At 31.2% G+C, this 13,804-nt stretch carries 13 protein-coding genes; 3 read left to right on the top strand and 10 right to left on the bottom strand.

Features of this window, described 5'->3' with window-relative positions:
* Positions 1–2: 2 nt before the first annotated feature.
* The 6 genes from ACTTAS_RS01170 to folE all read right to left on the bottom strand — a co-directional run bounded on the left by ACTTAS_RS01170 (position 3) and on the right by folE (position 6,401).
* Complete coding sequence (locus ACTTAS_RS01170) at positions 3–1,061, bottom strand: ABC transporter ATP-binding protein (protein WP_440678043.1); 1,059 nt, start codon at positions 1,059–1,061, stop codon at positions 3–5.
* A 1-nt stretch (position 1,062) separates the two neighbouring features.
* Complete coding sequence (locus ACTTAS_RS01165) at positions 1,063–2,673, bottom strand: ABC transporter permease (RefSeq protein ID WP_440678042.1); 1,611 nt, start codon at positions 2,671–2,673, stop codon at positions 1,063–1,065.
* Between the two features lie 72 nt (positions 2,674–2,745).
* Entirely contained in the window at positions 2,746–3,765 is a 1,020-nt protein-coding gene (locus tag ACTTAS_RS01160) for an extracellular solute-binding protein (protein WP_440678041.1), read from the bottom strand.
* A gap of 125 nt (positions 3,766–3,890) precedes the next feature.
* Positions 3,891–4,778, bottom strand: coding sequence for a LysR family transcriptional regulator (locus tag ACTTAS_RS01155; RefSeq protein ID WP_075506134.1), 888 nt, complete (start codon positions 4,776–4,778; stop codon positions 3,891–3,893).
* Entirely contained in the window at positions 4,778–5,779 is a 1,002-nt protein-coding gene (locus ACTTAS_RS01150) for an MDR family oxidoreductase (RefSeq protein ID WP_440678040.1), read from the bottom strand. Before ACTTAS_RS01150 ends, ACTTAS_RS01155 begins: the two co-directional genes overlap by 1 nt.
* A 1-nt stretch (position 5,780) precedes the next feature.
* Positions 5,781–6,401, bottom strand: coding sequence for a GTP cyclohydrolase I FolE (gene folE, locus ACTTAS_RS01145; protein ID WP_440678038.1), 621 nt, complete (start codon positions 6,399–6,401; stop codon positions 5,781–5,783).
* Positions 6,402–6,477: 76 nt separating this feature from the next.
* Between folE and hisI the strand changes: the two genes are divergently transcribed.
* From hisI to ACTTAS_RS01130, 3 genes are read left to right on the top strand one after another with little or no spacing between them, the layout of a single operon-like run.
* Positions 6,478–6,945 carry a phosphoribosyl-AMP cyclohydrolase gene (hisI, locus tag ACTTAS_RS01140; protein WP_440678037.1) on the top strand — a complete coding sequence of 156 codons (468 nt, stop codon included), beginning with the start codon at positions 6,478–6,480 and terminating at the stop codon, positions 6,943–6,945.
* A gap of 3 nt (positions 6,946–6,948) precedes the next feature.
* Complete coding sequence (locus ACTTAS_RS01135; RefSeq protein WP_440678035.1) at positions 6,949–7,599, top strand: putative 2OG-Fe(II) oxygenase; 651 nt, start codon at positions 6,949–6,951, stop codon at positions 7,597–7,599.
* A 16-nt stretch (positions 7,600–7,615) separates the two neighbouring features.
* A complete protein-coding gene (locus ACTTAS_RS01130; protein ID WP_440678034.1) occupies positions 7,616–7,999 on the top strand; it encodes a DUF2237 family protein in 384 nt (127 codons plus the stop codon).
* A 1-nt stretch (position 8,000) separates the two neighbouring features.
* Here the strand turns inward: ACTTAS_RS01130 and ACTTAS_RS01125 are convergent, their stop codons facing one another.
* The 4 genes from ACTTAS_RS01125 to ACTTAS_RS01110 are packed head-to-tail and all read right to left on the bottom strand — an operon-like array spanning position 8,001 to position 13,778.
* Complete coding sequence (locus ACTTAS_RS01125; protein WP_440678033.1) at positions 8,001–9,620, bottom strand: electron transfer flavoprotein-ubiquinone oxidoreductase; 1,620 nt, start codon at positions 9,618–9,620, stop codon at positions 8,001–8,003.
* Positions 9,621–9,643: 23 nt separating this feature from the next.
* The gene (locus ACTTAS_RS01120; RefSeq protein WP_075506139.1) at positions 9,644–10,597 is read right to left on the bottom strand and encodes an electron transfer flavoprotein subunit alpha/FixB family protein; all 954 of its coding nucleotides are present in this window, start codon (positions 10,595–10,597) and stop codon (positions 9,644–9,646) included.
* Positions 10,597–11,346, bottom strand: a complete 750-nt coding sequence (locus tag ACTTAS_RS01115) for an electron transfer flavoprotein subunit beta/FixA family protein (protein WP_440678032.1) — start codon at positions 11,344–11,346, stop codon at positions 10,597–10,599. The genes ACTTAS_RS01120 and ACTTAS_RS01115 overlap by 1 nt, the downstream gene beginning before the upstream one ends.
* The gene (locus ACTTAS_RS01110; protein WP_440678031.1) at positions 11,346–13,778 is read right to left on the bottom strand and encodes a GcvT family protein; all 2,433 of its coding nucleotides are present in this window, start codon (positions 13,776–13,778) and stop codon (positions 11,346–11,348) included. The genes ACTTAS_RS01115 and ACTTAS_RS01110 overlap by 1 nt, the downstream gene beginning before the upstream one ends.
* Between the last annotated feature and the right edge of the window lie 26 nt (positions 13,779–13,804).

The following is a 13,804-nucleotide window of genomic DNA, read 5'->3' as shown; positions in this document are numbered from 1 at the left end:
TATTAAAAACAAACTATGTGATCAATATTTATCGGTCGTTTAATCCCAAATTTTTCGTCAATTTCATGTTGATGAACGTGGTGAGAATGAACAAAAACAGGAATTAACAAATCACTACTGGTTTTTAGAGTATATATAAAATTTGTTCCTCTGAACTTTCTGTCTACCACTTCTAATTTTAAATTACTTTTATCATCATGTTCTAAATCTTCAGGCTGTAACAATAACTGGACTTTAGATCCTTTTGGATAATGTTTTGTAAAATTACCTTTAATTGTACCTAAATCATCATTTTCTAAAGTATTTTCATCTGTAACTTTTGCTGGAATTAATATTCCTCTGTTTAAAAAATTAACTACATCAACAGAATTTGGGAAGTGATAAACATTATAGGGATCATCAAATTGTTTGAGTTCTCCGTCTAAAATAATTCCGCATTTGTTACCTAAATAGAATGCTTCGTAAGAGTCGTGTGTAACAATTATTGTTGTAATTTTTAAGTCTTTTAAGATTTGCTTTAACTTTACCTGTATTTCTTCTTTGAAACTTTGATCTATATTCGACAAAGGTTCATCTAATAGTAACAAATCAGGATTTGATAACAAAGATCTGGCTAAAGAGGCTCTTTGAGCTTCTCCAGAACTAATTTCATGAGGATATTTTTCTAAGATTTTTTCTAAATGAAGAAATTTCACTATTTCTTTAAAATTTAAACCTTTCTTCTTTTTTTTATTTCTCTCAGCCCCAAAATTTATATTTTCCAAAACATTGTAGTGAGGAAATAAAGAGTTGTCTTGAAAAGCCAAAGATATATTTCTATCCTCAGGTTCAACATGGTTTTCTCTAGATGAAATAATTTTATTTTTTAAAATAATTTTACCAGACTGAATTTTTTCAAGACCAGCTATTGTTCTTAATATTGTAGTTTTTCCAATTCCAGAGGGGCCTAACAAACAAACTATGTCTCCTTCATTTTCAATATTAAATGAAACATTGGTTACTTTATTTTTAGAGCTTGCAGCAAAAGTAACATTCTCAATTTCTAAAAAATTATTTCTCATTTTATTTATCTTTAAACATATACTTAGATGTAATTAATATAAAAATACTTGCAATCATAATAAGTATTAATGAAGGTGCAGCAGCAGCTTCAAGTAAATCTTGTGAAGCAAATATATAGGCTTGGGTGGCAAATGTTTCAAAATTAAAAGGACGCATAATTAATGTAATTGGTAATTCTTTGATTATTTCGATTGATAACAATATAGCAATTAATAAGACTGAGTTTTTAAGATAAGGGATATGAATATTTAAAAAAGTTTTTAATTTTGAATAACCTAATAGATATGCACTTTCATCAATTGAATAATTAATTTTTAAATATCCAGATTTAATACCGTTGTTAGCTAAAGAATAAAATCTTACAAAATAAACAATTACTAAACCAATTATAGATCCAATAAAAATTTGTTTTATATCAAAAAAATAAAAAACATTTTCATCAAACCAAGAAATAAAAGTTATGAAGGCAACAGCTAATATTATGCCTGGTATCGCGTAACCAGTAATTGAAAAAGTTGTTAGTATGTTTAGTAACTTATTTTTGCTAATTCTATTTCCATAATTTGATATGAAAGATAAAAATATTAAAAGAGAGCCTGATAAGAAGACTAATATCAATGTATTTGACAGTAATTCTACAATATTTAAATCTATAAAATGTTTTGGAAATTTTATTGTCCAATACAACATTTGCAAAACTGGGAATATAAAACTTGCAAGAAATACAAATGAACAAAATATTATTGCCATTAAAGATTTATAACCATTTAATTTTTTGAGAGTTTTCGTTTTAAAATTTCCTTTAGCAGGCGAATGATACTGTGCTTTTTTTCTAGATATATTCTCTAAAAAAAATAATCCAAATATAAAAATTAAAAGAAAAAAAGATATTCTGTTTGCTAAAGCCAAATCATCAAAAGATATCCACGCATCATAAATTCCAGTGGTTAAAGTCGATATCCCAAAAAAAGATACTGCACCAAAATCTGATAAAGTCTCCATAGCAACTAAAGATAATCCAGCAATAATTGCTGGTCTTGCTGATGGTAAAATAATATTAAAAAATGTTTTTTTTGTTGAAAAACCAAGGTTTTTACCAAGTTCTAGCAAATTTTGAGATTGATAATGAAATGAGGTTCTTGTTAACACGTAAACATAACCAAATAGTGAAAATGAAATTGAAATTATAGCTCCTAGCATTCCATCAAATTTAGGTAAAACATTATTATAATTTCCATCACCAAATAAGTTTTTCATAATTGAAAAAGCTGTTCCATAGTTTTCAAAAAAAGCAGTTAATGAATATGCATAAATATAAGCTGGAACTGCAAACGATAAAATTAAAACCCATTTAAAAAAATTAACTCCAGGAAATTTATAAAATGAAACTAAATAAGCAGATCCCACACCAATTACAAAAGTTGTAATTAAAACTCCAATTACAAGAATTATTGAATTAGAAATATATTCAAACAAAAATGTGTTTTTAACTATTGATAAATACTCACCAGTTGGTTCAAAAAAACTAGTAAATACAGTTACAATTGGTATCGCAACTATCATAGAAATGAGCAAAGAGCTCAAAAACCAAATATTAATTTTATTACTCATTTTTAACGAAGTACTATTGGTATTAAGTAGGGTAATAAACTTTATAGCAAAAGTACTTAGTGTTAACCTCTTTTATTTCCAACCAGACATCAACATTACTTCTAATGCATCAGCCTGATTTTTTTTATAGTCTCCAACTTTTGTTTTTAAATCCTGTTTAAAATTTTCACCCATTTTTTTTATAAGAGGGTGTGGTTCAACACCATCTATCATTGGGTATTCAAATGTATTGTTTACTATATGTTGTTGTGCTTCTTTTGTTAAAAGAAATTCTAGTAATTTTTTTGCATTTTCAGGATTAGGAGAATTTTTTAAAATACCTCCACCACTTATATTCATATGTGTCCCTCTATTGTTTTGATTTGGAAAATAAGGTAATACCTTTTGAGCAGCTTCTTTTTGATCTTCTCCTTTTTGACCGGATAACATCAAAGCATAGTAATAAGTGTTTGCTATAGCCAAATCAGCTTCACCAGCAGCAACAGCTAAAATTTGAGCTCTATCATTTCCTTTAGGATTTCTTGCAAAATTTGAAACTAATTTTTTTGCCCATTCTAAAGTTTGTTCTTTACCATTATTTTTGATTAATGATGCAACAAGAGATTGATTGTAAATATTATTAGATTTTCTAATTACAATTTTTCCTTTCCATTTTGAATCTGACAAACTTTCATAAGTTATCCCTTTTAAATCTTCTGAACTTACTCTTTCTGGTGAGTAGTAAATTATTCTTGCTCTTTTAGCGATACCTGTCCAATTATCAGATCTAAAGTTTGCTGGCACTAAAGCTTCAATCTGCGCTGACATAGAGTTCTGAAACATACCTTTTTCGTCAAACGCACCTAGTCTTCCAGCATCTGCTGTAATATATAAATCAGCTTTAGAATCTTTTCCTTCTTCAGTAATTCTTTTTTGTAACGCTTTGTCTTTACCTGAAACTACGTTAACTTTTATACCTGTTTTATTAGTAAACTTTTCATACAACTGAATGTCAGAATCGTAATGTCTTGCACTAAAAACATTTACTTCACCAGCTAAGCTCATTTTGGCAAAGAAAAATAAAATTAATGCTAATAACGTTATTTTTTTCATTTGTATCCTTTTCTTTACCCTAATTTTTTTGCGAATGAGAATTATTCTCAATGCGAATGATTATCAATCGCATATATTGACGCATATATCAATAATTTTTTACAATTGCTAAATGTAGGAAATTTTTATTTCCAGTCGCCGATTTTGCTAAATAAGAAATTTCTAAATGCTTGAACTCTAGCAGTATTTTTTAATGACTGAGGATATACAAAGTGCGCTTCTGTTATAGGCCCTTCTACTTTCGGAAGTACTTTAATTACGTTGTTTGAATTTGTTACTAAATATTCAGGAAGTGCCGCCAATCCTACCCCAGATTCTACAGCTAACAAAAGACCCATTACACTATTTACCTTCATGATTGATTTTCTTTTTTTACCATCATGCATTCCAATTTTTAATGCCCAATCTGGATTATAAACTGGAGAAGGTGCTCCTTTTCCAAACGAAATAAATTTATGTTTATTTAGATCATTTATTGTTTTTGGCATTCCATTTTTTTCTAAGTACTTATTTGATCCATATATATAATATTTAATATCAACTAGCTTTTTTTGAATATAATTAAGCTGTTTTGGTCTTCTCATGAAAATTCCAATATCAGCCTGTCTTGTACTTAGATCTAATTCTTTATCATCAAAGACTAGTTCAATCTCAATCTCTGGATTAAGTCTCATAAATTCTTGAATTCTAGGTGTTAACCAGTGAGTACCAAAACTTCTTACTGTTGTTATGGTTAATTTTCCTGTTGGTTTATTCTTCTGATCACCTAAAGATGTTTCAACTTCTTTCAACTTACTTATTACTTCATGTGCAGTTTTAAAAACATATTCACCGTTTTCTGTAAGAGTTAATCCTCTTGCATGTCTTTCAAAAAGTTGTACTTTCAAATCTTGTTCTAGGGACTGTATTTGTCTACTGATTGCAGATTGGCTAAGGTTTAAATTTACAGTAGCATTTGTAAAACTTCCAGCTTCTGCGACTGCATGAAAAATTTTTAATTTATCCCAATCCATTATTTATTAACATCCACTAATACTCTTCCAGAAATTTCACCTTTTAAAATTTTAGGATAAGTTTCAATTAGTTCTTCTAAACCTACTGTTAAAACTGATTTTTCAAGCAATTCAAAATCAATTAATTTTGAAGCTTCACCCCACATAAATTCTCTTCTTTTTATACTACAATTTGCAGAGTCCATTCCCCAAACCTTAATACCTCGTAACATAAAAGGAAGTAAATTGGTGTTAAGTTCATTACTATTTGCATTTCCACATACAGCTATAATTCCATTAGGTTTTGTTTGTGCAATTGCGTTTGCTAAAATTTTCCCTCCAACGGTATCTACTACTCCATCCCATAAACCTTTATCTATAGGTCTTGGATCTTTGTCAAATTCAGCTCTATTTATAATGTTTTTTGCACCTAAAGATTTTAAATAATCTGACTTACTATCTTTTCCAGATACTGCAGTTACATTGTATCCTAATTTAGTTAAAACCATTATTGCAACACTGCCAACGCCTCCAGTTGCTCCTGTTACCAAAACATCATTTACTTTTTCTCCAAGCAAAATACTTTCTCTTGCTTGAATTGCAAAAGCACTCATTAAAGAAGTTAAGCCTGCTGTCCCTAAAATCATTGCCTGCTTGCTACTTAAGTTATCAGGTTTTTTTACTAGGAAGTCTGCATTAACTTTTGCTATCTGAGAATAACCACCAAAAAATACTTCTCCAACTCTAAAACCAGTTAATATTACTTCATCGCCTGATTTAAATTTTGAATTTTCACTTTCAATTACTTTTCCTGAAAAATCTATTCCTGGTATGTGTGGATACTCTTTTACTAGTCTTCCACCATTCTTTAGAATCATTCCATCTTTAAAATTTAAATCTGAATATTCTACCTGAACAGTTACATCCCCATGTTTTAAAAAACTTCTATCTAAAGATTTTACTTCTCTAGTAAAATTTTCACCTTGTTGATTAAGAACTATTGCTTTGAATTGATCAGACACTTTAATCTTTTAGCGTAGTGCTAATAAATCGTAAATATCTATTTTGAAAACTTAAATCTTCTTTGAATTGACCTAAATAATAATTTGTTACCGTAGTTGCTTGTTCTTTTTTAATTCCTCTCATAGTCATACACTGATGAGTTGAATCAATTGTTACTGCAACACCTTTTGCATCTAATGATTCCATTAAAGTATTTGCAATTTGCATTGTAAGTCTTTCTTGAGTTTGAAGTCTTTTAGAAAATACTTCAACTACTCTTGCAAGTTTACTTAAACCTACAACTCTTTCTTTTGGAATATAAGCAACATGAGCTTTTCCAATAATTGGTGCCATGTGATGTTCACAATGACTTTGAACAGAAATATTTTTTTGGACAACCATGTCATCATATCCCTCTACGTCACCAAAAGTTTTATCCAAAATTTTATCTGGATCTTCTTTGTAACCTTTAAAATATTCTTTAAATGCTTTAACAACTCTTTTTGGAGTTTCTAATAAACCTTCTCTGTTTGGGTCTTCGCCCATCCATGTTAAAATTGTTTTAAAAGCTTCTTCAGCATCTTTGTCTGAAACTTGCTTATTTTCACTTAACTTATTGTCAGTGTCTTTTACTAATTTCATAGCACCTTTTTATACAGTAATTACCTAATTTTAAAATATTTATTATATTTAGATATGTGCTACATAATCACATTCTATGTTCAAAAAAAGAGAAAATATCTACGATATCGAGGAAGGAAATCTTCTTTCACCAAAATTTGATAATGATGGCTTAATACCTGTCATTACAATGTGTTCAAAAACCAAAGACATTTTAATGCACGGCTATATGAATGTTGAAGCATTAAAAAAAACAATAGAAACCAAAGAAGCTCACTACTTTAGTAGATCTAGAAAAACAATCTGGCACAAAGGTAAAACAAGTGGGTTCACTCAAAAAGTGACTGAGATCAGAATTGATGATGATCAAGACTCAATTTGGTTAATAGTTGATATAGGTGACGGCGCTAGTTGCCATGTTGGATACAGATCATGCTTTTACAGATCTATTCCTATGGGACCAATTGATAATGGACGCAAAATAGAAATGGAATTTCTTGAAAAAGAAAAAAAATTTGATCCTGAAGAAGTTTATAAAGGACAGCCTAACCCAACAAAAATATAATTTATGTCGTCTCAAAAAGAAAATGATTGGCAAATTTCTAGGCCTTTTGGTCCATCAGTATTTAAAGTTAAAATTCCTCAAACAATGGTTGATAAATTAAATGAACATATAGATACAATTATATTAGATAATCAAAAATCAAATGAATTAAACTTAGGTTACAAACTTGCAGGTGATGTGACACAAGAGTTTAAATTAGAACAAAATTTTATGAAAGAGTGTGGATGGTTAAACTTTTTAGCGCAGTGTGTTCAAAAATGGATCAAAGTCTCAATAGATAAGGATATTACTAAATTTAATATAATAGAGTCATGGGTAGTAAGGCAATTTCAAAATGAATATAATCCAGTTCACTGGCACGCAGGACATATATCTGGTGCTGGTTTTTTAAAAGTACCGAGTACACTAGGAAAACATATTCAAAATAAAGAAGACGTTGAGTATTTGGGTGGAACTTTAAATTTGATACATGGAACAAGACAATTTTTGTCTAACTCAACTCAAAAAATAATTCCAAAAGTTGGTGATTTTTATTTTTTTCCACATTATCTCATGCATACAGTTTATCCTTTTAAGGACACTGATGAAGAAAGAAGATCAATATCTTTTAATGGTTTAATTGACGAGAGTATTTTTCAAAATTCTAAAATATAACGACAACGAAAATTTAATGACCAATAAAGAAAAAATTCAAAAAAATGTTCTAGGCGAAGATCTAGAAGAATGCTCCAATGATCCATTAACAGGTTGGTTTAGAGATGGATGTTGCAATACAGATGAAAATGACCACGGTGTACATACAGTTTGTGCTAAAGTTACTACCGAATGCTTAGAGTGGATGAAAAAAGCAGGTAACGATTTAATTACTCCACATCCTGAATTTGGGTTTCCAGGTCTAAAAGATGGAGATGGATGGTGTTTATGTGCCAGTTGGTATGCAAGAGCAGTTGAAGCCGGTAAAGGATGTCCAATATTTTTGAAAAGAACCCACGAAAACACTCTTAAATATGTACCTATTGAAACTTTAAAAAAGTTTGCAATAGATTTGTCCTAATTTACATATTTCCATATCTTGGTCCGCCACCACCTTCTGGTGTCACCCAAGTTATGTTTTGTGAAGGCTCTTTAATATCGCAAGTTTTACAATGAATACAATTTTGCGAATTAATTACAAACTTATTAACATCATTTTCTTTCTGCACTTCGTATACTCCAGCAGGACAATATCTTTGTGCAGGTTCATCAAATTTTTCTAAAGTGTATTTGATTGGTAAATCAGGATCTTTAAGTTGTAAGTGGACAGGTTGATTGTCAGCATGGTTAGTTCCTGTAAGATAAACTGAACTAGTTTTATCAAAAGTTATTACATTATCGTACTTTGGATAATCAATTTTAGGCATTTGACTTGCAGGTTTTAATGTTTCATGATCTGCATGTTTGTGTTTAAGAGTGAACGGAAGTTTTCCTCTAAACAAAATTTGATCAATACCTGTAAAGATAATCCCCAAAATTAGTCCCCAACTAAAACTAGGTTTTACATTTCGAGCCTCAAATAATTCTTTATATAACCAACTTTTTTTAAATTTATCTTCATAATTAGATAAATCTTTATTTTCTTTTAAGTGTTCATTGATAGTTTCAGCTGCTATCATTCCACTTTTCATTGCGGTATGAGAGCCTTTAATTTTAGGCATATTTAATGTACCGGCATCACATCCTACTAATAATGCACCTGGCATAAACATTTTAGGTAAACTTTGAAATCCTCCCTCGATTAATGCTCTTGCGCCATATGAAATTCTTTTTCCTCCCTCTATTATTTTTTTAATTGCTGGATGAGTTTTAAATCTTTGAAATTCATCATATGGAGATAAATGTGGATTTTTGTAATCCAATCCTATTACATAGCCTAAAAACACTTGTTTATTTTCAGCGTGATACATAAAGCTTCCACCGTAAGTATTATTATCAAGTGGCCACCCAGCTGTATGCATTACTAGTCCTTCTTCATGATTTTTTTCTTCTATTTCCCAAATTTCCTTAAAACCAATTCCATATTGCTGGGGATCTTTTCCTTTACTCAGTTCAAATTTTTGAATCAATTGTTTTCCTAGATGACCTCTGCAACCTTCAGCAAAAACTGTTACTTTTCCTAAAAGCTCAATGCCTGGTTCAAAGCTATCTTTTTTGTTGCCCTCTTTATCTATACCCATATCTTGAGTAGCTACTCCTTTAACAGACCCGTCATCGTTATATAAAATTTCACTTGCTGGGAAACCTGGAAAAATTTCTACACCCAAAGTTTCTGCTTGTTCAGCTAACCATCTACATAAGTTCGCTAAACTAATAATATAATTTTTATGATTTTGTTGAACTGCTGGCAAAAGCCAAGTTGGCCAACTTAAAGATTTTGTTTTTCCTAAAAATAAAAATTTTTCTTTTGTTACTTTTGTTTTAATTGGCGAGTTAAGTTCTCTCCAATTAGGTAATAACTCATCTAGAGCTCTTGTTTCAAAAACATTCCCACTCAAAATATGAGCTCCTATTTCTGAAGCTTTTTCAAGCAAACAAACATTCAAATTTGAATCTAATTGTTTTAATTTAATTGCAGTCGCTAATCCTGATGGGCCACCACCAATGATTACAACATCGTATTCCATAGATTCTCTAGACATAATCTAATTTTTAACTGTAAGGATTATTTTTGTATAGTGTTTAATTTGTTCAGTTCTTCCATGAACTGAGGCAAAGCTTCAAAGAGATCTGCTTCAAGACCATAATCAGCAACGCTAAAAATTGGGGCCTCACCATCTTTATTAATTGCAACTATAACTTTACTTTCTTTCATGCCCGCTAAATGCTGAATTGCTCCTGATATTCCAACAGCTATGTATAAATCTGGCACAACAACTTTTCCGGTTTGCCCAACTTGATGATCATTGCTTATATAACCTGCATCAACTGCAGCTCTTGATGCTCCAATAGCTGCCCCAAGTTTGTCAGCAATTTCAGTAATTAATTTAAAGTTATCTCCACTTTGCATTCCTCTTCCACCTGATACAACAATTCTAGCTGTACCAAGTTCAGGTCTATCAGATTTAATTTCTTCTCTTTTTATAAATTTTGTATTTGAAAATTCTTCACCAGCATCAATTTTCTCAATTGGTGCTGAGCCTCCTGAGCTTTCACAAGGTTCAAATGAAGTTGGTCTAATAGTTACACATTTTTTTGCATCATTACTTTTAACTGTTGCAAAAGCATTCCCAGCATAAATTGGTCTAACAAAAGTATCAGATGATATTACTTTTATAATGTCACTAACTTGTGAGGTATCAAGATGAGCTGCAATTCTTGGCATTAAATTTTTACCAAATGTATTTGCTGAACAAATGATATGAGAATAATTTTCTGCTAACTTAACCACAACCGGAGCAAAATTTTCTGCAGTGAAATTTTCATAGTGTGGTGCTTCAACGCTTAATACTTTTTTAATTACTGGAAGTTCTGATAATTGTTTTGATGCCTCTGCACTATCATTTCCAATTATCACAGCATGAACTTCACTATCAATTTGTGAAGCGGCTGTAGCCGCATTTAATGTAAATGGTCTTAACTCTTTATTATTATGCTCTGCTATAAGTAAAACTGCCATTATATTACCTTTGCCTCATTTTTTAATTTTTGAACTAATTCTGCTACATTAGCCACTTTAATGCCCGCTTTTCTTTTTGGTGGCTCTTCTACTTTAATTTGCTCTACTCTTGGAGAAGTATCAATACCTAGATCAGATGCAGAAATTTCTTCAATTGGTTTTTTCTTTGCCTTCATAATGTTTGGAAGAGAAGCGTATCTTGGTTCATTTAATCTTAAATCGCAAGTTACAATAGCAGGAACATTTATTTCAATTGTTTCAAGTCCCTCATCTATTTCTCTAGTAACTTCTAGCTTATTATCTTTTACATCAATCTTTGATGCAAAAGTTGCTTGTGGCCAATTTAATAATGCACTCAACATTTGACCTGTTTGATTACAATCATCATCAATTGCTTGTTTTCCCATAAAAACTAAATCTGGTTTTTCATTTTCAACAACTTTTTGTAAAATTTTTGAAACAGCTAATGGCTCTAGTATTCCATCTGCTTTCACATGAATTCCTCTATCTGCTCCAACTGCTAAAGCCTTTCTAACAGTTTCTTGAGCTTTTTCTTCACCTACAGTGATTGCAACCACTTCAGTTGCCTTTCCTGCTTCTTTAATTTTTACTGCCTCTTCGATTGCATTATCATCTGGTGGATTGGTTGACATTTTTACATTGTCTGTAACTACACCAGTGCCATCCTCTTTAACTCTGATTTGAACGTTGTAATCAATAACTCTTTTTACTGCTACTAAAATTTTCATTAAGCTCTCAACAAATTATTTTCTGAATCGTATGGACTTTCATCTAAGACGGTAGCGTCATACATTTCACCCAATATATCAACTTGTAATTTGTCGCCCACATTAGAACAATCAGGTTTTACCATTGCAAGAGCAATTGATTTATCTAATCTAAATCCAAACTCGCCGCCTGTTGCTCTTCCAACGACTTTACCGTCTTTAAATATAGGATTATTTCCTAGAACATCTGCGTCTTTAGTATTGTGAACTTCTAAAGTTACTAATTTGTTATCAAAACCTTTTTCTCTCCATTTATTAAGTGCCTCTAAACCAATAAAGTTTCCTTTATTTGGATGAATAAATCTATCTAGTCCTGACTCGTATGGAGAATATTCAATTGATAATTCTGTTCCTACTAGTTTGTAAGATTTTTCTACTCTTAAACTATTCATTGTTCTTATACCGAATGGTTTAATTCCTAAATCTTTACCAGCTTCCATTAATTTATCAAAAATATGATTTTGATACTCGATTGGATGATGAAGCTCCCATCCAAGTTCACCAACAAAATTTACTCTCATAGCATTAACTGGTGCATATCCTACATTTACATTTTTTGCTGTAAGCCATTTAAAGTTTTCATTAGAAAAATCATCTGTTGAAACTTTTTGCATTAGTTGTCTTGCTTTAGGGCCAGCAACTACCAATACACCTGTGCTATTTGTTAAATCTTCAAAAATTACAGATCCATCATCTGGCATCCATTTTTGAATCCAATCATGATCTAATCTTAAATTTGCTCCAGCTGATACTAAATAGTAACTATTCTCTGCTTCTTTCATAATTGTAAATTCTGAGTGCACACCTCCTTTGGTATTTAATGCGTGGCATAGATTTATTCTTCCAATTTTTTTTGGAAGTTTGTTTGCAACTAAATAATCTAAAAATTCCTCTGCTTTAGGTCCTCTTATTCTGCATTTTGCAAAAGCAGTCATATCTAAAAGACCAACATTTTCTTTTACATTTTGACATTCCTTTTTAATTGCATCAAACCATTTTGATCTTCTAAACGACCAATCATCCTTTTGTTCCATTCCATCTGTTGCAAAAAAGTTAGGTCTTTCCCATCCAAATTTTTGTCCAAAAACTGCTCCTAAATTTTTCATTCTTTCGTAACATGGAGCTGTTCTTAGGGGTCTTGCTGCAGGTCTTTCTTCGTCTGGATAGTGAACTATAAATACATGACTATAAGCCTCTTCATTTTTAGCTTTCAAATAAGATTTTGTTGCATAGTTTCCATATCGTCTTGGTTCAACTCCCAACATATCAATTGTTGGTTCACCATCTACAATCCATTCAGCAAGTTGCCAACCTGCACCACCAGCTGCAGTTATTCCGAAACTATGACCTTCATTAATCCAAAAATTTTTTAATCCCCAAGCAGGTCCAACAATTGGATTTCCATCAGGTGTATAACAAATTGCTCCATTATAAACTTTCTTAACTCCAACTTCTCCAAAAGCTGGAACTCTATGTATTGCTCCTTCAATATGTGGAGCTAATCTATCTAAATCTTCTTGAAATAATTCGTATTCAGAATTCTTTGATGGTCCTTCTACATAACATGCTGGTGCACCATCTTCATAAGGTCCTAAAATTAATCCACCCGCTTCTTCTCTCATATACCATCTACTATCGCTATCTCTTAAAACTCCCATTTCTGGTAAACCGTCTTTTTTTCTTTGTTGAATAGCAGGATGTGGTTCGGTTACGATGTATTGATGTTCAACAGGGATAACTGGAATATCTAATCCAACCATTTCACCAGTTTGTCTTGCAAAATTTCCAGAACAAGAGATTACATGTTCACACTCTATTGATCCTTTATCTGTTTCAACAATCCATCCATCTTTTGTTTGTCTCATTGACAGAACAGTTGTGTTTCTATAAATCTCCGCTCCCCTATTTCTTGCACCAGTAGCTAAAGCTTGTGTTAAATCTGCTGGTTGAATGTATCCATCTTCTGGGTGTTGAATTGCTCCAACTAAATCATCTGTATGACATAGAGGCCAAATTTCTTTTACTTGTTGTGGAGTTAAAAATTTTACATCTACTCCAATCGTTCGAGCAACACCTGCGTACTGATGGTATTCATCCATTCTATCTTTTGTACTTGCTAAACGAATATTTGAAACAACACTAAAGCCAACATTTTTTCCAGTTTCTTCTTCTAAAGTTTTGTAAAGATTTACTGCATACTTATGTAGCTGACCTACAGAGTAACTCATATTAAATAATGGCAATAAACCTGCTGCATGCCAAGTTGAACCTGAGGTTAATTCTTTTCTCTCAACAAGAACTACATCAGACCAACCTTTTTTTGCTAAATGATAAAGAGCACTTACACCAACTACTCCACCACCAACTACTACGACTTTAGTTTTTGTTTTCATTTCGTGATTCCTACTAAATTTTTATT

It is taken from the genome of Candidatus Pelagibacter sp. HIMB1611, from assembly GCF_052047715.1.
GTDB lineage: Bacteria > Pseudomonadota > Alphaproteobacteria > Pelagibacterales > Pelagibacteraceae > Pelagibacter.
The sequence above is the reverse complement of the archived record's forward strand: the minus strand, read 5'-3'. Positions and strand labels throughout refer to the sequence as shown.